Annotated in this window: 21 protein-coding genes; 5 read left to right on the top strand and 16 right to left on the bottom strand. The window is 39.0% G+C overall.

Going from position 1 to position 24,024, the window contains the following annotated elements; translation table 11 throughout:
• Window positions 1-1,245 (bottom strand): ABC transporter substrate-binding protein, encoded by a 1,245-nt coding sequence (locus JOC76_RS19210; protein WP_205180321.1) that lies wholly within the window; start codon window positions 1,243-1,245, stop codon window positions 1-3.
• A gap of 266 nt (window positions 1,246-1,511) precedes the next feature.
• Entirely contained in the window at window positions 1,512-3,404 is a 1,893-nt protein-coding gene (locus JOC76_RS19215) for an Ig-like domain-containing protein (protein WP_205180330.1), read from the bottom strand.
• Window positions 3,405-3,691: 287 nt separating this feature from the next.
• Between JOC76_RS19215 and JOC76_RS19220 the strand changes: the two genes are divergently transcribed.
• Together JOC76_RS19220 and bacA are read left to right on the top strand one after the other, a co-directional pair.
• A complete protein-coding gene (locus tag JOC76_RS19220; RefSeq protein WP_205180331.1) occupies window positions 3,692-4,357 on the top strand; it encodes a phosphatase PAP2 family protein in 666 nt (221 codons plus the stop codon).
• A 257-nt stretch (window positions 4,358-4,614) separates the two neighbouring features.
• Window positions 4,615-5,412 (top strand): undecaprenyl-diphosphate phosphatase, encoded by a 798-nt coding sequence (gene bacA, locus JOC76_RS19225; protein ID WP_205180333.1) that lies wholly within the window; start codon window positions 4,615-4,617, stop codon window positions 5,410-5,412.
• 117 nt (window positions 5,413-5,529) lie between these two features.
• Here bacA and JOC76_RS19230 read toward each other — a convergent pair whose 3' ends face one another.
• The 3 genes from JOC76_RS19230 to JOC76_RS19240 all read right to left on the bottom strand — a co-directional run bounded on the left by JOC76_RS19230 (window position 5,530) and on the right by JOC76_RS19240 (window position 9,918).
• Entirely contained in the window at window positions 5,530-6,990 is a 1,461-nt protein-coding gene (locus JOC76_RS19230) for a glycoside hydrolase family 1 protein (RefSeq protein WP_372441974.1), read from the bottom strand.
• A gap of 94 nt (window positions 6,991-7,084) precedes the next feature.
• Window positions 7,085-7,846 (bottom strand): MurR/RpiR family transcriptional regulator, encoded by a 762-nt coding sequence (locus tag JOC76_RS19235; protein WP_205180337.1) that lies wholly within the window; start codon window positions 7,844-7,846, stop codon window positions 7,085-7,087.
• A 149-nt stretch (window positions 7,847-7,995) separates the two neighbouring features.
• On the bottom strand, window positions 7,996-9,918 hold the full coding sequence (locus tag JOC76_RS19240) for a beta-glucoside-specific PTS transporter subunit IIABC (protein WP_205180345.1): 1,923 nt from the start codon (window positions 9,916-9,918) through the stop codon (window positions 7,996-7,998).
• A 364-nt stretch (window positions 9,919-10,282) separates the two neighbouring features.
• Here JOC76_RS19240 and JOC76_RS19245 point away from each other — a divergent pair, with 364 nt between their 5' ends.
• On the top strand, window positions 10,283-10,975 hold the full coding sequence (locus tag JOC76_RS19245) for a 5' nucleotidase, NT5C type (protein WP_205180347.1): 693 nt from the start codon (window positions 10,283-10,285) through the stop codon (window positions 10,973-10,975).
• A gap of 288 nt (window positions 10,976-11,263) precedes the next feature.
• Here JOC76_RS19245 and JOC76_RS19250 read toward each other — a convergent pair whose 3' ends face one another.
• The 4 genes from JOC76_RS19250 to JOC76_RS19265 form a co-directional block, all read right to left on the bottom strand.
• On the bottom strand, window positions 11,264-12,373 hold the full coding sequence (locus tag JOC76_RS19250; protein WP_205180349.1) for a glycoside hydrolase family 172 protein: 1,110 nt from the start codon (window positions 12,371-12,373) through the stop codon (window positions 11,264-11,266).
• Between the two features lie 22 nt (window positions 12,374-12,395).
• Entirely contained in the window at window positions 12,396-13,313 is a 918-nt protein-coding gene (locus tag JOC76_RS19255; RefSeq protein ID WP_205180351.1) for a carbohydrate ABC transporter permease, read from the bottom strand.
• Window positions 13,314-13,327: 14 nt separating this feature from the next.
• Window positions 13,328-14,203, bottom strand: coding sequence for a carbohydrate ABC transporter permease (locus JOC76_RS19260; protein ID WP_205180354.1), 876 nt, complete (start codon window positions 14,201-14,203; stop codon window positions 13,328-13,330).
• A gap of 75 nt (window positions 14,204-14,278) precedes the next feature.
• Window positions 14,279-15,526, bottom strand: a complete 1,248-nt coding sequence (locus JOC76_RS19265; protein ID WP_205180363.1) for a sugar ABC transporter substrate-binding protein — start codon at window positions 15,524-15,526, stop codon at window positions 14,279-14,281.
• Window positions 15,527-15,800: 274 nt separating this feature from the next.
• On the opposite strand from JOC76_RS19265, the gene JOC76_RS19270 reads away from it, so the two are divergent.
• Window positions 15,801-16,799, top strand: coding sequence for a LacI family DNA-binding transcriptional regulator (locus tag JOC76_RS19270; RefSeq protein WP_205180365.1), 999 nt, complete (start codon window positions 15,801-15,803; stop codon window positions 16,797-16,799).
• A 60-nt stretch (window positions 16,800-16,859) separates the two neighbouring features.
• On the opposite strand, the gene JOC76_RS19275 is transcribed toward JOC76_RS19270, so the two are convergent.
• From JOC76_RS19275 to JOC76_RS19285, 3 genes are read right to left on the bottom strand one after another with little or no spacing between them, the layout of a single operon-like run.
• Window positions 16,860-17,387, bottom strand: coding sequence for a ferric reductase-like transmembrane domain-containing protein (locus tag JOC76_RS19275; protein ID WP_205180373.1), 528 nt, complete (start codon window positions 17,385-17,387; stop codon window positions 16,860-16,862).
• A gap of 1 nt (window position 17,388) precedes the next feature.
• Window positions 17,389-18,264, bottom strand: coding sequence for an FAD:protein FMN transferase (locus JOC76_RS19280; protein WP_205180375.1), 876 nt, complete (start codon window positions 18,262-18,264; stop codon window positions 17,389-17,391).
• A gap of 2 nt (window positions 18,265-18,266) precedes the next feature.
• Window positions 18,267-18,623 (bottom strand): hypothetical protein, encoded by a 357-nt coding sequence (locus tag JOC76_RS19285; protein ID WP_205180376.1) that lies wholly within the window; start codon window positions 18,621-18,623, stop codon window positions 18,267-18,269.
• A 247-nt stretch (window positions 18,624-18,870) separates the two neighbouring features.
• Between JOC76_RS19285 and JOC76_RS19290 the strand changes: the two genes are divergently transcribed.
• Entirely contained in the window at window positions 18,871-19,683 is an 813-nt protein-coding gene (locus tag JOC76_RS19290) for an alpha/beta fold hydrolase (RefSeq protein WP_205180377.1), read from the top strand.
• A 282-nt stretch (window positions 19,684-19,965) separates the two neighbouring features.
• Here JOC76_RS19290 and JOC76_RS19295 read toward each other — a convergent pair whose 3' ends face one another.
• From JOC76_RS19295 to JOC76_RS19310, 4 genes are all read right to left on the bottom strand, one after another.
• Window positions 19,966-20,853 (bottom strand): LysM peptidoglycan-binding domain-containing protein, encoded by an 888-nt coding sequence (locus tag JOC76_RS19295; RefSeq protein WP_205180382.1) that lies wholly within the window; start codon window positions 20,851-20,853, stop codon window positions 19,966-19,968.
• A gap of 118 nt (window positions 20,854-20,971) precedes the next feature.
• Window positions 20,972-21,871, bottom strand: a complete 900-nt coding sequence (locus JOC76_RS19300; RefSeq protein ID WP_205180383.1) for a glycoside hydrolase domain-containing protein — start codon at window positions 21,869-21,871, stop codon at window positions 20,972-20,974.
• A 133-nt stretch (window positions 21,872-22,004) separates the two neighbouring features.
• Complete coding sequence (locus tag JOC76_RS19305; protein ID WP_239557821.1) at window positions 22,005-23,030, bottom strand: DUF3231 family protein; 1,026 nt, start codon at window positions 23,028-23,030, stop codon at window positions 22,005-22,007.
• A gap of 100 nt (window positions 23,031-23,130) precedes the next feature.
• The gene (locus JOC76_RS19310; protein WP_205180388.1) at window positions 23,131-23,961 is read right to left on the bottom strand and encodes an REP-associated tyrosine transposase; all 831 of its coding nucleotides are present in this window, start codon (window positions 23,959-23,961) and stop codon (window positions 23,131-23,133) included.
• Window positions 23,962-24,024 lie beyond the last annotated feature (63 nt).

Raw genomic sequence — 24,024 nt, forward strand, 5'->3', positions numbered from 1 at the left:
CTATCTTCTATTTGAATCCTTATAATGATTAAACATGTTTTCAAGATTGATAAGATAAGAATCGATATTTTTATCATAATAAAATTGGGACGAGTATTTTCGGAAATCGGATTCTGCAGCCGTACCACCGGACCAATAATGGTTCGGCCAATTGACAGACTTTCCTTGCGTTATTTCTTCATTTAAAAGTCTTAATTGTTCTTTATTAACCTTAACACCCTTTACGGTGCTAATGGACCCCTCATAATCTGATAATCTTTGAGCAATGTCTTTTTTAGTCAAAAATGCTAGAAATTCCTTTGCTTCCTTTGGATGCTTCGTATCGGAAGAAATAGCGAGTCCAATATCGACCCCGCCTAAAACTTTATTTTGATTAGGCTGATTGGTGGCTGGAAATGGGAAAATTCCATATTGAAACCGAGGTTTGTTTTTTTCAATTTCCGGCAGTACCCATGTTCCCATGACATACATCGCACCCTCTCCATTTGCAAATTTTCGATTCACAGCAAAGTAGTCATCTTGAAAGGAATTGGGCTGTACAAATGAAAGTGATTTGACAGTCTTTTCTGAAATCTCCCTCCATCTTGGATCCTTCAATAATGAAAAAGAATCTTGGCTCCAATATTGATTATTAATTTGGTTAGCTACTAAATTCAGGTTAAAAACACTGGTTTTACTCGCATCTTTATTAGGCATTAACAAAGGAGTTTTTCCTGCCGTTTTTAATTTTTCCATAACCGCAATAAACTCATCCCATGTCTTCGGAATCGATAGATGAAGTTCTCGAAATTGATCCTTATTATAGAGAACACCTACCGCATTCTGAGTTAATGCAATCCCATACATTTTTCCATTTACTAGATAACGATTTTGAACATTGGGATCAATATTTTGAATAAAATCTTCATGGGTCAAATCTAATAGATAGCCTTTTTCGGCTCTAATGAGATAATCTTGTTCGATCGGATAGGTAATAAAAATATCCGGAATATCCCCTCTTGCGATTCGCGTTTTTAAAACGGTCATTCCTTCTGGCACCACTACTTGATGGATTTTAACAGTAGGATGCTGTAGCTCAAATTCATGAATCAACTCGTTAAAAATACTCTCTGTTTCAAATTTAGGGGATAAAAACTCAAGTTGAACTGGTTCCTTATTGGCTGTGATTTTTTTCACCTGATGACCACCACAGGCCGTCATCAAGAAGACGGTCAAAAGAAAAATAAAACGAAAAAGAGACTTCATAGAACCCCCTAATTTCCCATATAAATTTAGTTTTTCTAACTGGCCGTAACCGATTACAAAAACTTATTTATATAATACTACAAAAAACCTACAATAAAAGCCTCTATCCGACAAATACCTACTTTCCAAAATATAGAAGAGGAATCATGGGGACGGTTCTCTTGATTCGGAAGCAGGAGAACCGTCCCTATGATTCCATGATTCCACAAAAAGAGAGGGAATCCCTGTCTTATAGGGACGCCCTCTCTAAATTTTAGTTTAAGGTTTTATGGTCTAGCACTAATAATCGTGGTCCACCCGCTATATACTTTTGTAGAACCGACTGTCCGATAGGCCCTTAATTTATAATAGTAGGTTTGTCCGGTTGTTAGGCCGCTATTTGTATAAGATAAAGACGTAGTCGTTTTTAGCAGACCATAGGTTCCTGTGCTGGATGTAGCTCTGTAAATTTCATATCCGCTTGCCCCCTCTACCGAACTCCAGCTTAGCTTAATACTGGTTGAGCTGACTCTAATTGCACTCCAATTGGTCGGTGTAGACGGAATTGCCTTACCACTTGTGTACTTTGTGAAAGGGCTATATACTTTTGTGCCATTAATTACCCGGTAGGCTCTTACTTTATAGTAATAATTCGTACCTGTTGTGACATCACTGTTTGTATAGCTTACGGTACTTCCACTTGTCACAGTGCCGACCCTGCTATAGGTTCCTGTGCTGGATGTGCTGCGATAGACTTCATAGCCACTAGCACCTGGAACACTGTACCAACTCACTTTAATTTTATTGTAAGAGGCAGATACTGCTTTGATCGTAGAGTTGACAACCGTTGTTCTTCTTGTCGTACTTGTATTACCAATTGAATCCACTGTGTAAACGCCGATGATAGTTCCCGCTTTTTGCGCCGGAATCGTGATACTGTATTTACCTGATTTTGCCGTAGTTTCACCGAGCTTGACTGATCCAACGGATGCATATACTTTTGTACCAGAAACAGCTGTTCCAGTAAGGACCGTACCTGTATCATAAATTGGATCTACACTTGGTGTTTTATCAATAAAACTAGCTTTTACACGATAGGTAGCACTCGTGGTTCCATTCCAACTAAATGGATCAATATAGAGATAGTAGGTACCTTGTTGAAGATTCGTATTGATGGAAAGGCTATCTCCCGCTGAATAGGTATAATCGTAACCAACAGAATTTCCGTAGCTATCCAAAAGACTCATATAATACCCAGCTGTGTTTTTATCAAGATTAATAGTAACATTCCCATCTTTATTCGTTGTCAATTGATAGACATCCCGATCAAGGGCTGAATAACTGCTAGATGAATAGGACGTGTTGGAAATCATCGGTAAACTTGTTTCCGCTGTATCATTCGTTTCGAAAGTAGACGCATTCCTCGTGAAAGTGGATGCATAGGTCGCCTTTAATCGATAAGACGCACTTGTGATTCCGCTCCAACTAAATGGATCAACGTAAACATAATAAGTTCCCTTTACGAGATTCCCTTTTAAAACAGCCGTCCCTCCAGCAGAATAAAAATAATCGTATTTCTGGGTAGTTCCATAGCTATCTTTAAGAGTAATATAGAAGCCGGCTTTTGCTTGATCAAGTGTTATGTAAACTTCTCCATCTTTAGCAGTTGTAAATTTATAAACATCACGATCACTGCTTGTTTCAGCCGTTGAACTATAGAGCTGTCCATTCGTTAAATTCATACTTGTTTCTTTAGTATCATTTGTTTCATATGTGGTTGCGTTTCTCGTAAACGTGGAAGCATACGTAGCCTTTATACGGTAAGAAGCACTTGAAATGCCGCTCCAACTAAATGGACTAACCTCAATAGAATAAGTTCCTTTTGCGACGTTAGCACTTAAAACAAAACTAGTACCACCTGAATACGAATAATCATAATCTACTGTATTCCCATAGCTATCCAAGAGTTTTACATAAAGCCCGCCTGTTGTTTTATCAACGGTAATATAAACTTCTCCATCCTTATTCGTTGTAAATGTATAAGTATGGTTTGTATCTTTATAGATTGTTTTGGTAATCGGGGTACCATTAGCTATATTAGTTCCCGCTGCAAAAGTTGGATGACCCAAAATCATGGTCAGGATGAAAATAAAAAAACTAGTACTAATGATTCTTTTCAACGATATACTCTCCTTTTTCCAAAAATTTGTAACACAGTAATATATTACTATATTACTAGGTTAAATAGGAATAAAGACATGTCGACTTTTTTCGACAAATAGAGTAATTATGGGACGGTTCTCTTGATTGTGAATCAGGAGAACCGTCCCTATGATTTTTCCCTTGTTTGAATTTCTTGAAGGAGTCATTATAATGGAAAAAGAAGCATGGGGACGGTTCTTCTGCTTCCTTTGGAAGCATGAGAACCGTCCCCATGCTTCCCGCCCCAACGAAATGAGGTATGGTGATGAATTTAAAAAAGGAGCTTTCCATTGCTTTTGTAATTAGTCTGGTTTGTCTTTTGGGATTTGGTATGATGGCTCTTCTTGTCAGCAAACATGATATTATTCATTTTGATAGTACCATTATTTCTTATGTACAAGGTTTTGAAGCACCCACGTTAACGGCGGTCATGAAATTTTTCTCATTCATTGGTGGAACGATACCTGTTGGGGTCATTACTCTTTTGAGCATTTTCTTCCTATATAAAGTATTGAAACACCGTACAGAACTTATTTTTTTTATCGCGGTAATCGCAGGTGCCAATACTCTTTTTGTATCATTAAAACAGCTGTTTCACAGAGCACGCCCTGATTTACATCGCTTAGCTGAGGCGAGTAATTATAGTTTCCCTAGTGGTCACGCAACGATGGCGTTCGCCTTATATGGTACGCTCACCTTCCTATTGTGGAGGCATATCCCCACCCGAATAGGTCGGACAATTTTAATTATGATAAGTGTGTTTATGGTCCTTGCAATCGGCATTAGCCGAATATATCTAGGTGTCCATTATCCGAGCGATATAATCGCTGGTTATTTTATTAGTGCCTTCTGGTTGACCTTTGCTATCGGTTTTTATCAGAGATATAAGGAAAAACAATATAGCCGTCGGAACAAGCTATTAAAAGTTTAACCTGGAAAAAGAAGTCACCCTTTAATGTGACTTCTTTTTCAGTTTTAACAACTAATAAAATGATGAAGATATTTTTAAAAATTTTATATATTTGGAGTTTGGAACTAAAAACTTCCTTGATTGAAGTGTTAAACTTGTGTAAATTTATTGATAGTGCTTGAAATAAATAAATTCTAAAACTATACTTCCTAGAGAAATAATTTTTTGTTTATTCTCAACACAAATTAAGGAACAACTGAAGGGAAGAAGGACAAACCATGCACGAAAATATTATCGCTTTTATATTGGGCATCGTAGAAGGATTAACGGAATACTTGCCTGTATCATCTACAGGTCACTTGATTTTAGTCGGCAGCTTACTAGGATTTACCGGACAAAAGGCAAGTACATTTGAAGTCATCATCCAACTTGGCTCGATGCTGGCTATCTTAGTTTTATATTGGAAAAGATATCTATCATTATTAAATTTCAGTACGATTGGAAAACCAGTTAAGAGATTAGATGCGATTCACATTATTTTAGGGGTCATACCCGCAGCAGTAGCTGGATTAGTTCTTCACGACTTCATCAAAAATGTACTTTTTTCACAAAATGTAGTCGTCGTCAGCCTGATCGCTGGAGCAATCTTAATGTTATTTGCAGAAAAGAAACATAGAAACTTCACAGCTAACACAGTGGACGAATTAAGTTATAAACAAGCATTAGTGATTGGACTCTTTCAATGCTTAGCGGTAATCCCTGGTTTCTCACGTTCTGGATCCACTATATCAGGAGGATTACTAGCTGGGGCCAATCATAAAGCGGCCGCTGAATTTTCCTTTTTGGTCGCACTTCCGATTATGGTGGGGGCTACAGGGTTGGATTTTGTTAAAAGTATTAATTTTTTACATACGAGCGACATTCCCATGTTCGCTATCGGTTTCATCACTGCCTTTGTGGTAGCAATGATTGTAGCCGTCGTATTCCTTAAATTAATTGAAAAAATCGGTCTAAACATCTTCGCCTACTACCGAATTGTCTTAGCCATCCTATTTACGGTAATCGTGATTCTTTAAAGAATCATGGGGACGGTTCTCCTGCTTCCTTTGGAAGCACGAGAACCGTCCCCATTGATTCCCAAAAAAAGTGCCTTAACCACTGTGGTTAAGGCACTTTCTTTTTTTAAAATTAAATTATAGTTCTGCACCGTTTGTAGCGATGACGTTTTTGTACCAATCAAATGATTTTTTCTTCTTTCTTTCGAGTGTTCCGTTACCGTAGTCGTCTTGGTCGACATAGATGAAGCCGTAGCGTTTGGACATTTCTGAAGTGCTTGCACTGATTAAATCGATACAGCCCCAGCTGGTGTAACCCATTAATTCCACACCATCTTTGATCGCTTCGCCCATTTGCTCAATATGCGCACGAAGGTAATCAATCCGATAATCATCGTTGATGGAGCCATCTTCTTCAACTTGGTCGTACGCCCCTAAACCATTTTCTACGATGAATAAAGGTACTTGATAGCGGTCATACATTTTCTTTAATGAAATGCGTAGGCCCTTAGGGTCAATTTGCCAGCCCCAATCAGATGCTTGTAAATAAGGGTTTTTGATACCATTAAAGAAGTTGCCTTTTTCCTTTAAGCGCTCAGGGTTACCACTCGCCACCATGGTCATATAGTAGCTGAATGATAAGAAATCAACTGGATGTTGTAACAAGATTTCTTCATCACCTGGAAGCATCTCGATTTGGATATTATTTTTTTCAAAATAGCTTAGCATATAGCTTGGATAATAGCCGCGCACTTGGACATCTGTGAAGAATAAATTCTTTTGATCTTCCTCTAATGCCGCTAAAACATCATCTGGGTTGCAAGTTTCAGGGTATGCTTCCATACGAGCTAACATACAGCCAATCTGTGCATCTGGAATGATTTCATGACATGCTTTTACCGCACGAGCACTTGCCACAAATTGATGGTGGAGTGCCTGATAAACCGCTTGTTCCTTATTCTCTACACGATCAACTAAAATCCCGCTGCCGATGTACGGAGAAAAGGTGGAAACGTTAATTTCGTTAAATGTTAACCAGTATTTTACTTTCCCTTTATAACGATTAAAGACGGTTTCTGCATAATGAACAAAAAATTCCACTAAGCGGCGGTCTGTCCAGCCATTATATTTTTGGACTAAATGAAGCGGCATTTCATAGTGTGATAGAGTCACCAACGGCTCGATGCCGTATTTTAACAGTTCATCAAACACTTTATCGTAGAAGGCTAGTCCTTCTTCGTTTGGTACTAATTCATCCCCATTTGGAAAAATACGCGGCCAAGAAATCGACATACGGAAAGTTTTAAAGCCCATTTCAGCAAACAGTGCGATATCTTCTTTGTAACGGTGATAAAAATCTATTCCACGGCGTTTAGGGAAATTGTCTCCCTCATTACCTGCTAATAACGCTTCTAATTCTTCTTCACTTGTTACGTCCATCTCGATGTCTTGTTTACGTTCTTCTTTCGGAATAAAGGTTACCATATCAAAAATTGATAATCCCTTACCGCCCTCATTATAAGCTCCTTCTAATTGGTTAGCAGCAGTTGCTCCGCCCCATAAAAAACCTTCTGGAAAACGTCTATTGGTCATTGGAATACCTCCGATTATTGAATCAAATAAGATATCAGCTATAAGATAATCATACAATCATTCGACAAAAAAAACTGGTCTATTTAAGACCAGTTGAAGACTAGTTAAATTCGGGAAAACGCTGATAACGATGAATCAATACATCAAATAATCGTAAAAGGGTATAACTACTTACACTACTATTATCAATTTTGCCACATTGTAAGATTTCATGGAAAATTTCCAATGTATGAAGCTCACTAGAAAAAGTAAGGAGTAATTTTTTACCTTTAGCTGTTTTAAGTTTTTCCATGATGGGAAAATGATTAGAAAGGATATTTCCTTGAATAGAAATGGTTATAATCATGTCTTCCTCTGATAAATCAGATAAGGCATCAATTTGTTTAAAAAGATTGGTATCACATTCGCAAAGCTTTCCAAGGAGAAATAATTTCTTTTGTAATTCCATTGCCTGAATTTGATATTTTTCAAAGCCTAAGATTACAATTCTTCTCGATTGGTGTATTTGATTTACGATCCGATCAATATCGGACATAGGAATATTTTCGATTATTTCAATATTCTCGTTTAATTTAGTAAAAAACGCCTTTGTATTTAATTCTGAATCTGCCTTTTCATTAAAAGATACTCCCATGGGAATTGCCGCACTATGTCTAAGGTTAGAAAAATTTTTAAAACCAATTCTTTTGCAAAATCGATTAATGGTAGAAGGTGCCACATTACATGCTTCAGCAACGCTATCTAATGAAAAACTCTCTATCTTATGAATATGTTCCAAAAGACTTTTTGCTATGTAGTAATTTATGTCCTTATTAATAGAATTATTTATATAAGCCAAAAGTGTATAAATCAACTGCTCCACTTTCCCCACCTCACTCAAAAATTCTATCACACTTTCCTAAACAACAAAAAGTGCCTTTACCCCAACCGGGTAAGGCACTTTTGTGAATTATAGTGAATCACGGGGACGGTTCTCGTGATTCCGAATCAGTAGAACCGTCCCCATGCTTCCTAACCAATAACGGTCAAGAGTGTTTCTTTTTGTTGGATGGATTCTTTTGCTGTTGGTTTGATTTCTGCGTAATCATCGGTATTGGTGATGATGACTGGTGTAGTCACAGGCAAGCCTGCTGCTCTGATTTTGGCGATGTCGAATTCCACGAGTAAATCTCCTGCTTTAACAGTATCACCTTGTTGGACATGTGCGGTGAAAGGTTCACCTTCTAATTGCACTGTATCCATTCCAACATGAATGAGAACTTCCACACCATTGTCCGATGTAACCCCAATCGCATGTTTCGTGTTGAAAAGCGTAGTCACTACTCCATTTACAGGCGAAACGACTTTCCCTTCTGTTGGCTCAATCGCAACCCCTTTACCCATGACTTCACTTGAAAATGCTGCATCTTCTACTTGATTTAATGGAATTACTTTTCCTTTTAACGGACTTACAACCTCTTGTGTGCGTTTTTTATCAAATACTTTTGCTGTCTTTGTTTCGGTTGTTGCTTTTTCTTTATTTGCAGGATCCTTAAAACCGAATATATAAGTTAAAATAAATGCTACGACGAAACCTGCAACTAATGCGATGATGGCTCCATAGACAGACATATCTAGTGATGAACCAGGTTTGATAAAGGTTGGTATAACGAAAATACCCATTCCACCAAACATCCATAATTTACCTGCAGTAGCACCAATAATACCACCGCTGACTGCACCACCAATACAGCTCATAATAAATGGTTTTTTAAGTGGTAACGTTACACCGTAAATAGCTGGTTCTGTAACACCGAAAATACCTGAAATGAAAGCTGGAACACTTAGTGATTTCAATCCTTTGTTTTTGGTCTTTATCATAACCGCTAAAACAGCACCGGTTTGGGCGAAACATACCATAACGGTTGTTGCTAATACTGGATCGTAATGTAATGTCGATAAGTTGTTCATTGCAATTGGAACAAGTCCCCAGTGAAGTCCAAAGATAACGAATACTTGCCAGAATCCACCTAAGATTAAACCCGCTACGATAGGGCTTAAATGATAGATCCAAACCGTTGCAGCGCCTAGCAAGCTACCTGCCCAAGTGGATAGAGGTCCAATTACTAAGAATGTTAACGGTACCATTACAATGATGGTTAAAAACGGAACAACGAAAGTTTTTACTACATCTGGAATCACTTTTTTGAAACCTTTTTCTACTTTTGCAGCAACAAAAGCTGCTACGACAATCGGAATAACACTTGATGTGTAACCCATTAAGATAACAGGAATTCCTAAAAAGGTTAAATGAATTTGAGATTCAAACAAACTACCGCTAAACAATGTATATAGTGGCTTTCCTGCTGTAAACGTTGACAATGTTGGATGCACTAACGCAGCCGCAATGGCCATACCCAAGAATGGAGTTCCACCAAATTTTTTCATAGCAGTGTAACCTAAGAAAATAGGTAAGAAGGTAAATAAACCATCACCAGCGATATTCAGTAAGTTATACGTTCCTGATGAGGCTGACACCCAGCCTAAAGCAAGGATGAGGGCAGCAAAACCTTTAATCATACCAGTTGCCGCTAAAACTCCCAAAATTGGAGTAAATACTCCCGAAATCATATCAATGAATCTGGCACCCAACCCAACCTTTTGATCGTTGCCTGAATCATTGTTAGATGTAGCAGTACTCATATTCGCAACTTCTAAGAATGTCGCATAAACATCAGGTACATGGTTTCCAATAACCACCTGATATTGTCCACCGCTTTGCATAACGGTCACAACACCCTCTAAGTTTTTGATTTCTTCCGTTTTGGCAATTTTCTCGTCCTTTAATTTAAAACGAAGTCTTGTTACACAGTGGAAAACACTTTTGATATTATCTCTACCACCGACTAACTCGAGAATGTTTCTTGTTAATCCTGTGTAGTCCTTTTTACTCATCAAAAACACCTCCAAATTAATTAACCGAGTATTTATAGTTGTGTCCGTATCCGGTCCCAAAAACACAAAAAACCTAAACTACCCAAAATATAAGAAAATAGCATTCTCATACTTTAAGTAATTTAGGTTTTGCCTGCCGGACCAGTAACAATCCTAAGAAGAATTATTAATTTTGTTTACGCTTTCATTATAGCACCGTAAAAAACAATGTCAACGTTTTCTTGTCGAAATTTGAAGAAAAAGAATCATGGGGACAGTTCTACTGCTTCGGAAGCAGTAGAACCGTCCCCATGATTCCAGCGTTGCTTGGTCGAATGTTGGCGGGTATAATTGGAAATTGAGTGACTTTAAAGGGGATTTAGCGATGAAGATGTTGAATGAATCATTTTTACGGCAGCAAAATGAGGTTTTTGATACGGATTATATGGCAACGATTGCTTTCGATCTTGATGATGTTTGCAATCTTTTTAATCAACGCTATGCGGAAATTTTGAACGATGCTTTTGGTTTATCGCTAACGATGGAGGATATTACCGAATGGGATTTGACGAAAATCGTCCCTCCTCATATCGGACCAAAGGTTTATGACTTTTTTAAACGACCAGGTTTATTTCGATACATAGAACCAGCGCCATACGTAGCTGAAGTGATGCAAAGGCTGACCGACCGTGGCTTTGATATTATTATTATCAGCGATCCACCATCTGGTCATGCACATAGTGATAACATGGCCGGGGATGAACCATACCTTCCCCCAGGAGAATATCAGCGTTCGAATCCATGTGATGACAAACGGGCTTGGGTGGCGGAGCACCTGCCGATGATCCCGCAAAGCAATCTTTTTTTTGGCAAGCAAAAATATCGGATTCGCTTTGATTTACTAATCGACGATAAACCCGAAACCTTTGAATTAATGCAAAACTTCGGTCTCCCGATTCTCTTAATGGACAAGCCTTATAATCGGCATATCCTGACAGACAAACGGATTACAAATCTTTTAGAAGCCGAGGAAAAAATCTATGAGCTTTTCCTTTATGCAACTGTGGGCAGCTATTAGTTGAGGAAAGATTAATTATATTTTAGACTATCTCATGTAGGACTCCTCTCTACTATGATGCAGGACACTTTATGTACCCCTATTAGAGATTTTGTCTTTTCACCTCAATAACGTACTCTAGAATCACCAATGCTAAAAAAAGTGCCTTCCCCTCAATGGGACAAGGCACTTTTCAGCCATCATTTATCTATTTTGGCAAGTTTTCAAATAATTTATGACAGACCATGTAGGATACATACGCAGACCCGCTGTATAAAATAAACCCTGCAATATGGCAGGGTTGTTTTCTTATCTTGGACGTCTATCTTCTTTACTCGCTAAAGGCTTAAATGGGGTATGCGGTTCGGCTTGATACCAATAAGCAACAGACGCCACATCATCTTGTCTTTCAAACAAGCCATTTTTCTCGACACCGATCTGTTGAACGGTCACCTTCAGATCTTCAGCGAATCGAATTGGATCAAGAACATGCCAACGATAAAAGCCTCTTTGCGGCATGGTATCATCATTATGATAGAAGTTATGAACGACTTCATCATGTGCAGAGTAATATGGATAACCCAAAAATGGCGTGCAATATGTATTCTCTACCGTTTTGCCGTCTTTTTGAGTCGCAAAACTCCACGCTCCGCCAAAATAGTCTTCTGTTCCTGTACCGCAGATGGTTGGATATTCATCATCACCATCGATATACATTTTTACTTCCCCTTCTCCCCACCAGTATCGCTCAAGTGTTGTTAAGGCTAAATACGTTCCCACATATAATCCTTCGCCTTTAATATTATCTACAATTACATAATCTTCCTGTTTATTAGTGATTTTTTGACGATTCCATTGGGCATGGAAATACGCTGTATTTTCAGGCAGTTCATCATATAAACAATAATCAATTTGATAAAAGAAAGCTGGAACCGTTCCAGCATGCTGATTCTCAATTGTAATCTTTGCTTTCTTTCTAAATGGCATTTGGAAATAGCTATTGAAACCTCTGGTTGGATTCACAACAATCGGCATAGAATTAACCGTACAGCCTCTTCCAAAGCCATTACAGAAAAAGTCTCCAAGCGGGCTTTCCACAGAAGGTTCTTCTTCATCGTCCCAATACATTCTTAGAACTAAATCTCTTAAAACATAAACATCTTTATCAGTTTTATCGGTAACGGTAATCCAAATATGTTGAATCACGCCAGGACCATCGATTTCAGCAAGTGTTACCGTGCTTCCAGGTTCAATTTCACGAATACAAGGAGAACCTTTTCGGGAAGGTCCTAATAGGCTTGATGCCATCCCGCCTTTTCCTTTTTCACCGCGAGGGTTCTCTGCATTTACTGCCCGGCTTCTGCCATTGTTGATTAATGGAAGTGACGAAAGTCCTCCGAATAATGGATTAAAATTCATGTTCTCATTCTCCCTTCATATATCAGCCTTTTACACCGCCAGCTATAATACCTTCCATGATTTGTCTCTGGAATATACTTACAAAAATAATGATTGGGAAGATAATTAAGAATCCCATTGCACTGACAAGATCCCACGGAATGGAATACATATTATCTCGTAAAGGTAACTGGGTGATGGCAGTCGCCAACACGGAAATTCCGTTTGAGTAAAACAAAGGTGTAAAGAAATTGTTTAAGCAGCTAATGAAATTAACAATACATACAGTTGCAATCGCAGGTCTCAATAGCGGCAGAATCACAAAAAACATCGTTTGAAAAAATCCGCACCCATCGATGGCAGCTGCTTCTTCAATGGTTGAAGGTATATCCTTTAGAAAATTCTGCAAAATAAGAATGGTAAAAGGAAGAATCCCACTTGTATAAACAATAATGAGTCCCGTATAGGTGTCGTACAATCCTACCTTTTGTAAAAATTCATACAGCGGACGTGCCGTTACGACATCTGGAATCAACATCGAACCCAGCAAAGCGGAAACCGCAAGCGCCAGGCCTTTGCTCTTAAATCGAGCAAAACCATAAGCAGCCATAATAGAAACAACCGTGCTGACGATTAGTGTCGCTCCAACGATAATCAAGGTATCTCTGATTTTTGGCAGCAAGCCAACGTTATCAATTAAATATTGATAGCTTGCTAGTGTTGGGTGCTCTGGAAAATATTTAATCGGTTTCGAGAACAGCTCTCCAGCAGGAGTAATCGATGATTCAAAGATCCACCAAATAGGAAACAAAATAATAAAGGCGACAATGAGTGCCAGGATCCATTTAAACCCAGAAAATAATAGGGTCTTAGATTTTCTTGTCATTATCACCTTGTCTTTTACCGGACTTGTAATCACTCGTTCAACCCCTAATTGGTTTTTATATCCTTCAGGAACCATATCCCTTTCCCTCCTTAATAATCTACTTTTTTCGATGCATAGAGACTTAGACCGCTTAGGATTGCCATGACAAAGAAAAGTGTAACAGCCATCGCAGCACTATAACCTGTATTCAAGTTTGTAAAGGCCTCTGTCGTGATTCGATAGGCAATTAAATCGGTACTATTTCCTGGTCCCCCAGCTGTCATCGCATAGACAACATCGAAAGAAGTGATTCTCCACATGGTAAAGAAGATACTTAATACAAAAATGTTTCTTGAAATAAGCGGAAGTGTGATTTTGAAAAAGGACCGTAAACTTCCTGCACCGTCAATGCTGGCAGCCTCATATACATCGGACGAAATAAACTGAAGACTGGCTAAAACCAAAATCGCAAAAAATGGAAGGTCCTTCCACAAGTCAACTGCAATAACAGCAGTGCGGGCTGTAAACGTATTGATTAACCAATCCATATGAAAAGATGGATTGAACCAGCGGACAAAGTCATTGATTAAACCGTAATCGTTATTAACTGCCCATTTGGATGCAATCGCAACCACAACCATAGGAAGTGCCCATGGAAGCAGGACAATCGTGCGCAGAATTTTTTGGCCTGCAAATTTCATGTTTAGAATAAGTGCCAGAATAACCCCTAAAACAACGTGCCCAATCATGGAACCAATAACAAAGATCGCCGTGAAACCGATCGCTTCGATTACCTTTGGATCATGGAATATATTCACATAATTTTGAAGTCCAACAAATTGATTAATTCCTCTTAAAATCTTAATATCAAAAAAACTAATCCGGAAGGTTTCAACAATAGGATAAACCGTTGTAAAAGCTCTGATTAATAGCGCAGGGATAACAAGAAACCATGCAATGGTTAGGTATCTTTTATTTGCATACATTCATAATCCACCTTTCTTAAAAGGCATTTGCGAGAAGTAAGCAGCTCACTAGGTAACCACTTACCTCTCGTTCCATTATTTATATTCTTTAACCGCTGCCTGTGCTTTGTTACAGAATTCATCCAACGTAATTTTGTTTTGGATATAATCCTGGAAGAGTGAACCCATGGCAGTAATAAATTCCATTGTCTGTGGTAACATTGGACGACCGTGAATTTCATTTGTTGCTTGAATTTGAGAATAGATATCTTTTACATCACCAGTAACAGAAGAATCTTGTGCTACATCCGCTCTTGCAGGGTATCGAGCAAAATCCTTCCAGCCTTGTAATTCCCCATCCTTACTTGCCACATACTTCAAGAATTTTTGAGCAGCAGGTTTGTTCTTAGAAGCAGAATTTAATACATAGCTCCATGAATCCGTAAAGATCGTTCTCTTTTCAAATTGTGGTGTGTTGTTGATATGAATTTGGTCTTGGCCATAACGGTTTGCCTTTTTATAGTCATCACCAGTTCCCCACATGAAGACCATTCCATATTTTCCATCATTAAACTTTTGGTTCATTTGCTCGTATTTGTCAGCGATTTGGTCAACAGGGGTGACCTTCCAAGTATTGGCCATGTCATACATAAACTTAACCGCTTCTCTGCTCTTCGGATTCGTCCAATCATAATAATCACCGCCGAAAAGGTTTACAAAAGAGGCGATTTCATTAAATACATACGTTTTTTCCCAAGAACCGCCGTATCCAAACTCACCATTTTTTGTAGCAGCTTTGGCAAACTTAATAAAATCATCCTTTGTTTCAATTGTCCTCATGCCTGCGGCGTCAAGTTTCTTTTGGTCAACCCAAAGGGCAAGATAGCCTTGATAACTTGGTACACCAACGATGTCACCTTTGGTTGAAGTCAACATATCTTTCAAATAGCCTTGTGCAAATTGGTCGCGAATATCTGTCTTTAATACGCTATTTTGAAGTGGTTCAAGCCAACCGGAATTCTTAAAGGAAGTAGCCATTTCATCATTGATCTCAATGATGTCCGCTGAACTGTCTTTTGTAGATAGCATGGTGGTAATTTTCTGTTGGCGTGTATCGGAATCAGTTGGTTCCGCCACAACGTTGATCTTAAGACCTGTTGCCTTTTCTGCCGAACTCAGCCATGATTTGAAATTTGGATTGGTCGACTGAATGGTATAAAGTGTAATTTGATCTTTTCCTCCGGAACTGGACGAACTAGATGAATTGGAACATCCAGTTAGCGCTAGGGTTGCAGCGGTCACAGTAGCCAATAAAGAACCCATAATCTTCTTTTTCAATGTCATCTTTAAAACCCCCATGATCAATTTTTTCAAGGCAAGCGGTTAAGAAAATAGTTTCGGGTTTATAAACAAATTTTTAAGTTTATGTATAAATCCCCCCATGGAATTTTTTATTTAAACAATTACGTAATTGATTACGTAATCGTTTAACTGTATAATCATTATAAAACTAGGTTAAATTTTCTGTCAATTAAAATTTTGTAAGCGTTTTGCAATTTAATTGAAATTTAAAGATTTATCTGTAACAATAAATCATATAAAATAATGGGGAATGACGATGACAACAATCAAAAAAGTAGCTCAACTTGCAAATGTATCGACCGCAACGGTATCACATGTCATTAACGAGACACGATTTGTCTCTGAAGAAACAAGAACTCGTGTCTTAAAGGCGATGGAAGAATTAAAATATATTCCTAATCCCGCCGCCCAAAGTCTTCGAAGCCAAAAAACGAAAACAATTGGACTACTTATTCCAATCTTAGAGGATGAAACCAATAACATTTTTTTCATGAGGGTAGCTCGAGGGATTGAACATGTATTCAGGGAAAGCGGTTACCATATTATGTTAGCAAATACAAATGAGTCTCTTGATTATGAGAAGGAACAGATTAAATATTTTAAATCTCGGCAAGTCGACGGGCTGATTATCGCTCCAACTGCTGGTAATCATGAGTTTATTGCGAATTTAGTAAACGAAGATTGCCCCGTGGTATTTATCGACAGAAAACCAGAGGGGATAAAAGGAGACTTTGTGTTGAATAATGGTTTTCAAGGCTGCTATGATGCCGTCAAAATGCTGATTGATAAAGGGCACCGGAAAATCGGAATTCTCTCGGGACTTCTAAATCTATCACCAGCACAAGAACGTCTCGAAGGTTACCGTCAAGCCATGACTGATCATGGGCTTCCTTTGGATGAGAATCTCATTTTAATTGGCGAGTCTAGCTTTGAAAGTGGCTACGAAATGACAAGAAAATTATATGAACAGTTTGATATTACCGCTTTATTTGTCGCCTCTAATGCGATTGCAATGGGTTCCATAGGCTATATTCAGGACAAAGGGATTAAGGTTCCCGAGGAACTAGCTATCATCGGTTTTGACAATTATGATTGGGGGGCTCTTTCAAATCCACCATTGTCAGTCATCAATCAATCAGCCTATGAACTTGGCGCCAAAGCGGCAGAAGTACTGTTAAAGAAACTCAATAAGCCGTCCAATCGCTTTAAAGAATACCGCCTTCCTACACAACTTGTTATAAGAAATTCTTTTTAAAAAAAATGAAAAAAGCTGCTTCGTTTTATGATAGAAGTAGCTTTTTTCAATCGTTTATTTTCAATGGGATTCAGCTACCTTTTGTTTATTCGAAAATAGCAACCCGCCAAACACAAACATAGGTAAGATATTAACCGCCGCTAAAACCGTTCCAGGGAAGTCCGAACCACTCATTAACCCGTGTAACGTAACCATAATATAAAGAATTGGATTCAAAGCATGCAGCTTTCTCCACTTCTGATAACCAATTTTTTTTCGTAACTTGGATGTGATAATCGTCATAATTAAGAAATAGGTGGCAATGGACCCTATTCCCATTGAAATCGTTTCATAGCTGCCGCTAAACGGAATCAGGATATCAGACCATTTAAAGGTGAAGTACGAATCAATCAGTAAAACCCCTAAGTGCCCGAGAGTCATATATAAAGCCCAATCAGAGACGGCCTCATGAAAATGAAGGATGTTGTTTACTTTCTTTTTCCGTTTCTTCTGAACCGCCGAATACAATCCAGATAATACTGCAAAATATAATAAAGCATAGGCCACAAGCCCTGTGGCTCGAATTGCGTACCATTCTAATGTCTCCATATTATTCGCCCCTCCATATTTCTTTCGTTTCATTAATTATAACAGCATGATTCTTCTTGACCGAAAGTAATGCTTTCCCGCGCTCTTCTCCTAATAAAAGAATGACTTTCGCAAGAACATCGGCTTCGGTCGCCGTCGGGGCCGTTACCGTCGCTGAGATAATTTTACTAGCCGATGGTTCGCCTGTTGTCGCATCAATCAAGTGATGCTTATGGCTGCCATTCACCTTCCACCTTCTTTTCATCGAAGTAGACGTAGCAACGGCTCCCTCCGAAACTTGGATCGAGGAAAGCATATTTGATGGATCATATGGATCCTCAATCCCGATATTCAGTGGGCGCGGCAGCCTTCCGAAAATCCGAATATCACCGCCGACATTGATAAAACCAAATCCATTTTTTGCTAAAATGTCCGCTGCGCGGTCAATGACCCAGCCTTTGGCGATTCCTCCTAAATCAATTTTTGTATGTAAGACAACAGTCTGTTTGTCTTCATCTAATTGATAAGGGCGCATTTTCGTAAACACGGGGGCAGTCGGGGAAGGAACGGCTAATTCTCTCCCTTTGATATACTCAATCGATTTGGTATAGCCGCTATGCTCGATTGCCTCCAAAATCCCTGGGTTAAAGACGCCATTAGTTTCCTCATAAAATCGTAGGGCGTCTTTTAAAATTTGAAAAAATAAATCTGATACTTCCACTTCCTCTGCTATTTGTTGATTTAACCTCGATAGTTCACTTTCTTCTTTAAATCGGCTGCATGTATTTTCCACGTTTGAGAAAATTTTGTAAACCGGCATTAGGTCATTGGCAAACAGTTCTTGATTGATAGATATTTGGACCAATGTACTCATAGAGTTAAATTTATATTGATGCATGATCAGGTTCCTCCAGTAGTAGTATCAAAGCCTCCATGACTTTGAAACGAGCTGTCTTGTGAAGCAGATGAATCTGTTGACGATTGAGTTCCACTTGTGTCAGTCGTGCTAGTTGGATCTGTCGTGCTGCTGCTATCAGTAGATTGGCTTGGGACCTCGTAAGTGATTGATGAATCTTGGGACGTGCTGCTTTGTGATGACTGTGTAGTTGAACTTTGGGTTGTAGTTGGCGTTTGAGCCACCGTATTGGTAGTACTTGACGTATCTTTTTTGGTAAAACCCATGTATGACATCATTCCAGCGACAAGAGCAAGGCTGGCAAAGCTCACTCCCCAAGAGGTAAATTTCTTTTTTTCCATTTTGTAGGGCTCCTTTCAGATTATATCTGATTTGTTTTGGTTCATGTCTGTATTATGCATCGCTAACCTGAATTGAGCATGAAGGTAACCTGAATGTTTCCTGAAAATGAAAAAAAGTTTTAAAAAAATAAGCCAATCCCTCTTAACCTTTAGATTGGATAAAATACTATGGAAGTGTTTTTTAGTTCAATTATTTAAGCATGAAGAATATAGTCTAAAAAGAATACTCACCTAATGGAGGAACTATATGGGCTACTATCTTCAAGTGGAAGCAAACATATCCCTTTATGTAGAGGACATCAATCCTGGGAGCAGCAAGGCCATCTTGTTTCTTCATGGCTGGCCCGCCAACCACCAGATGTTTGAATACCAGTTTAACCGGCTGGCGCAAATGGGGTTTCGATGCATCGGCTGGGACCAGCGTGGATTTGGAAAATCCGATAAACCTTGGGGTGGGTATGACTACGACCGTATCGCGGACGATCTGAGGGCAGTGATCGATACACTGCATTTACAAAACCTCACACTAGCAGGCCACTCCACTGGCGGCGCCATTGCCATCAGATATATGGCTCGACACGGTGGGTTTGGGGTTTCCAAGCTCGTATTGCTTTCCGCGGCAGCTCCAAGTGTCATTCAACGACCCTATTTCCCCTACGGTCTAAAAAAAGAAGAAGTACTAAATATTATTAAAGGCACTCTTAATGACAGACCGAATATGCTGCGAGGATTTGGAGACATGTTTTTCTTTCAACATGTAACCCAAGCGTTCTCTGATTGGTTTTTTCAACTAGGCCAACAAGCCGCCAGCTGGTCCACTGCAGCCATCGCAAACACCTGGTTATACGAAGAACAGCTATTTCACGATCTTGGAAAAATAAACGTGCCGACCCTCATTCTTCATGGTGTTCATGACCAAGTTTGCCACTTTCCTTTGGCAGAAGCCCAAAGACAAGGAATCAAGAATTCCAAACTTGTCCCTTTTCAAAACGGAGGCCACGGACTATTCTGGGAAGAGCGCGATCAAGTGAATAACGAAATAGCCCATTTTATCGGATAAAATGGGTTCGTTTTTCTTGTCCAAACGACAAAATTCCCTATAGGTGATACAAATTAAACATTTGTTTAAAACCTCCAAAATGCACGTAACACTTGTGTTTTTTCATTAACCAATGATGTCGAATACTAGGTTGTTTTTTTCAGGAATTATGACAATTTCCCGGAAAATAATAGGATCTTCGCTCGAATCTCCATCTTCCGCATCTTTCCCGATGATTCACCCCAAAATGAAAAGGCGAGGGTTATGACTATAAACCTTCGCCTTTTCATTTTGGTCTAGAAATTACGTTTGCTTGACCCGTATTTTTTGACCTGCCATGATCAAATTTGGATCCTGAATACCATTCCAAGCTTGCAGTTGGGTGACCGTTGTTCCAAACGCTAATGCGATTCGAGATAACGTATCTCCTGATTTAATCGTGTAAAAGGAAGGACTGGAAAGCTGCAAAATTTGACCTGCATAAATTAGGTTTGGATTATCGATATGATTTAATTTCACCAATTCAGCAACAGTGGTTCCAAATCTCGCAGCAATTTTCCCTAGTGTATCACCTGCTTGGACCGTGTAAGATGTGGTGGAAGAACCTCCAATGGAGGCAGTATTTCTGCTCCACGATCCTGCACGACTGGAGAACTCATTATAATCGACGAGGATACCTGATAGGGTTGTATTATGCTGATATTGAAGAATATGAATAAAATCAGCGACATGGCCCCGGGACCAGGAAGTAGTCTGCCAATAAAAGTCGACTGCTTGATTTTGATAGAGTTTATGGAGGACAGAATAGGAGCCATAAACGCCTACTCGAAAGCTTTTGTCGATTCCGTCTCGAACACCCGAAAAATAGCTTAAAATCGATGCCATGTCAGCTGACCCCGCATCATAATCAACAGCAAAGTAAATAGCACTTCCATTAGTCTGCGCAATGGTCTTAGCGTAGGAAGATGCTTCCTTTCCATCTAAAATCCCTTGGACCTTTGTAAAGTATTTTACGTTTGTCGGATTGGTTTCCCAGATACTGACGATATGTAACCCAGCAGATATGATCGCATCTGCTTCCAACTTGTCCATAGACTTCCAGCTATTCCCCAAATAGCGTCCAACATATTGAATACCCTCAGATTTAAGATCCCTGGCTAACGAAAAATTAAGCTTCGTCGCACAATCCACCCCGTTTAAATTTCTAATAAAAACCCCCTCCATCCATATTCACCATTTTACCATTTTAAGATCATGGGGACGGTTCTTCTGATTCCATTAATGGAATCATGAGAACCGTCCCCGTGATTCACCATAAATGATTTAATGAGGTTGACTCAATAAGATTGGTGTCAATATTACAAGTCCCTCCATCAATGCCATATTGCCAAATGGATACATGGATATTTTTTGGTGCGCCAGGCTTGAAGCCCGGTGATTTATTTTTGGTCGAGACACCTGGATCTGGATTACTGCTCCAGATGATGGTTTGCTCTTGTACGATTTTACTTTTGGAAACAGCGGAAAGGTAGGCTGCGGATATTTTACTTCTTGAAGTGAAAACACCATAAATCCCCGGCTTATATGGTGAGTTCGCTAACGTATCGACCCATCCTCTAATGAACGCTTCATCAACTGGATAACCTGGTTCAATATCTGCAAAGATGGCAACTCCCTTAGCGATTCCTATTTTTTGAGCGTAGGCAATCGCCTCTTTGGCCTCGGCCACCCCTTTATCGTAACCGACGGCATTTGTAAAATGATTAAAGATTGGTAAGATCTTAATCCCTTGCTTATGAAGAAGATCGATTTCTTCCTTGGTTAACCCCACCGATACATCCCCTTTTGACTCCAAGTATCTCCCTAACACACTTGGTGCTCCATAGTTGTTTTTCACGCACTGTAGAAATGCTTGGTCAACACTAGAAGCGGTATCGACTCCCCATACATAAGTGGGCTTTTCGTTTGTGGCTGGTTTATTATTTGCGGCTGGTTTTCCGCTTGTTGATGGCTTCTCTTCTGAAGCTGGTATCTTACTTGTGGACGGCTTTTTTGAGGAATTTGTAACTGGTTTAGCTGAAACCTCTTGGGCAACTTTCGGTGAATCATGCTGAACTTGAGTATTATTAAGGTGAAAGAATACAAGAAGCAATGGAAAAACCAAAATGGCACATAAAACAATGCTCCAAACCCATTGTCTTTTATTCATCATCTATTCCCTCCATACGACAATCTCACTAACCAGAGTATTCAAATGGTCGTATAGACGTGAGGACATAAAGAAGCACGGGGACGGTTCTCCTGATTCTAATGGAATCAGGAGAACCGTCCCCGTGTATAGTTTACTCCGATTGTAACAAACTCTTCCGGTCAGTAACGAGCGGCGGCTGTTCTAACCATTTCCTTTCAACCGAAATATCAAAAGTGTCTTTTCCGTACAACATGACCTCTGCAATAATTTTACTATATTGCGATATTAAGTCCGTTCTCATCGATATTGCCATCGAGTGCGAAATTAAGTCGATATCTACACTATTTAGTAAATTAATCATGGAAAAGATAAGCTTTTCGGAAAAAGGCGAAATAGTGGAATCCGTTACTTCCATATTTACCGTAACAATGCCGAGAAGGTCTTCTTTCATTAGTAAATCATTGAAAAAAGAAATTTGTTTTTCACTAATCGCCTTTCCCTTAATAATATGTTCCCTCAGTTTCTTGTCTTTTACTACTTGAGCAAATGCAAGCATAATTAGAACGGAAAAATAATTTCGTTCAATATTAAAAAATATTTCTGATAATTCAATGGCATTCAATGGACGCCTAGTGCCGATTATTCCCGAAAGAAAGGATTGCTTCTGAACAAATTCAATTTCTTTTGGATAATTCATTTTAGGAGGACGGTCATAAAGACCTTTTGACAACGACATCTTAACTGATTTTCCAAACATTTCGGTAGTTGTATGAATACACTCGGTAAAAAAATCAAGTACATCAAGTCGGACATTGTTTGAAGCCATATAACTTAAATTAATCATGGCCAACCGATTAGCCATATATAGGTAACTTAGAGAAAAATCATCATTAAACAACCGTGGTGCAGCCAAATTTACATCAGCATCTGAAAAAGCAGCAGGTATAGGAAAATTTTCAGCAAGGAAGAAGTTTTTTATTTTTGCTAATCGACCTTGTGAAATGTGTAATGCCTCTTTTGCTAATGGAATAATTTCCTCATCTTTTAAGTGATGAAGAAAGTATGTAAGAAAACAAATAGACATACTTTCTTGTGAATAAATACTCCAAAGCCCACCAATTTCCGTACAAGTCAGTCCAATAGGTACTCGATTTTCCGTTCTATCCCGCTGTTCCAAACCACATTTTCCCTCCCTTGACATATTCCTAGAATTATTATGTCTATATGTTGGATGTATATTCGTGGAAACAAGGGAAGCATGGGTGAATGACGGGGAATCATGGGGACGGTTCTCGTGATTCGGAAGCATAAGAACCGTCCCCGCGATTCCTTGCTTTAAAAACTAAACTATAAGGTATTCCTAGAATTCTGGCTGCCTGCCGTTGTGAAAGGCCTTTGATTTTTTTAATTTCTTGTAATAACTCGTTCCTTTGTTCCCTAGGTAAACTCTTTACCTGCGCAATCTCGATTACGCCAAGTAAGGCTTTAATCTCGAGTCTTGCCTCATCGTCTGTTAATCTTCCTTTAGGACTCACCCGATCATCTAGGCACTCATCGTTGTTATTTTGCTCATTGAATTCGATAAATCGTCCCTTCGCCACTGTTTCAACATCTGAAAACAAGTCGAGTATGTACCGGCGATCCAGTAACTTTTTGGGATACTGTTGTTTACCGTAATATCCAAGGCAACTGCTCCATCTCCACTCATCCACTCTTCCTACCATTCCAGCCTTTACAGGATTTTGATGAATATACCGGACGACGGTTAATAAAGACCGAACATTTTCTACATTCTCAGTTCGAAATCGGTCTTGAAAAAGGTGTCCAGTAGTTTGATACTTGTGGTTATAATAATAGACAAAACTCACACCGATTCGTTTCATGGTGGTAGATAGCGGTTCATTTCCTTCTTTCACAAGCAGATGGACATGATTCCCCATCAAGCACCATGCATACATGCTTAATTCTGACTTCAGTTTATATTTCTCAACAATAGAGAGAAATGTTAATCGATCTTCATCATCATGAAATATTTCTTGTCTGTTCACTCCTCTCCACATAACATGATAAATACCACTGTGACTCTTTACACGAGCACCTCGAGACATACTTATCACCACTAACAAATTTAGATTTTCTTTACCTGTGAAAAAATGAGATAGGCTTACCTT

Origin of the sequence: Neobacillus cucumis, assembly GCF_016908975.1 — a bacterium.
In the GTDB taxonomy this organism is placed as follows: Bacteria; Bacillota; Bacilli; order Bacillales; family Cytobacillaceae; genus Neobacillus; species Neobacillus cucumis.

Excerpts from the sequence above, each read along its gene's own strand:
- JOC76_RS19210 (WP_205180321.1), bottom strand. The coding sequence starts at position 1,245 with ATGAAGTCTCTTTTTCGTTTTATTTTTCTTTTGACCGTCTTCTTGATG.
- JOC76_RS19220 (WP_205180331.1), top strand. The coding sequence starts at position 3,692 with ATGAATTTAAAAAAGGAGCTTTCCATTGCTTTTGTAATTAGTCTGGTT.
- bacA (WP_205180333.1), top strand. The coding sequence starts at position 4,615 with ATGCACGAAAATATTATCGCTTTTATATTGGGCATCGTAGAAGGATTA.
- JOC76_RS19240 (WP_205180345.1), bottom strand. The coding sequence starts at position 9,918 with ATGAGTAAAAAGGACTACACAGGATTAACAAGAAACATTCTCGAGTTA.
- JOC76_RS19245 (WP_205180347.1), top strand. The coding sequence starts at position 10,283 with ATGAAGATGTTGAATGAATCATTTTTACGGCAGCAAAATGAGGTTTTT.
- JOC76_RS19250 (WP_205180349.1), bottom strand. The coding sequence starts at position 12,373 with ATGAATTTTAATCCATTATTCGGAGGACTTTCGTCACTTCCATTAATC.
- JOC76_RS19255 (WP_205180351.1), bottom strand. The coding sequence starts at position 13,313 with ATGGTTCCTGAAGGATATAAAAACCAATTAGGGGTTGAACGAGTGATT.
- JOC76_RS19260 (WP_205180354.1), bottom strand. The coding sequence starts at position 14,203 with ATGTATGCAAATAAAAGATACCTAACCATTGCATGGTTTCTTGTTATC.
- JOC76_RS19265 (WP_205180363.1), bottom strand. The coding sequence starts at position 15,526 with ATGACATTGAAAAAGAAGATTATGGGTTCTTTATTGGCTACTGTGACC.
- JOC76_RS19270 (WP_205180365.1), top strand. The coding sequence starts at position 15,801 with ATGACAACAATCAAAAAAGTAGCTCAACTTGCAAATGTATCGACCGCA.
- JOC76_RS19275 (WP_205180373.1), bottom strand. The coding sequence starts at position 17,387 with ATGGAGACATTAGAATGGTACGCAATTCGAGCCACAGGGCTTGTGGCC.
- JOC76_RS19280 (WP_205180375.1), bottom strand. The coding sequence starts at position 18,264 with ATGCATCAATATAAATTTAACTCTATGAGTACATTGGTCCAAATATCT.
- JOC76_RS19285 (WP_205180376.1), bottom strand. The coding sequence starts at position 18,623 with ATGGAAAAAAAGAAATTTACCTCTTGGGGAGTGAGCTTTGCCAGCCTT.
- JOC76_RS19290 (WP_205180377.1), top strand. The coding sequence starts at position 18,871 with ATGGGCTACTATCTTCAAGTGGAAGCAAACATATCCCTTTATGTAGAG.
- JOC76_RS19300 (WP_205180383.1), bottom strand. The coding sequence starts at position 21,871 with ATGAATAAAAGACAATGGGTTTGGAGCATTGTTTTATGTGCCATTTTG.
- JOC76_RS19310 (WP_205180388.1), bottom strand. The coding sequence starts at position 23,961 with ATGTCTCGAGGTGCTCGTGTAAAGAGTCACAGTGGTATTTATCATGTT.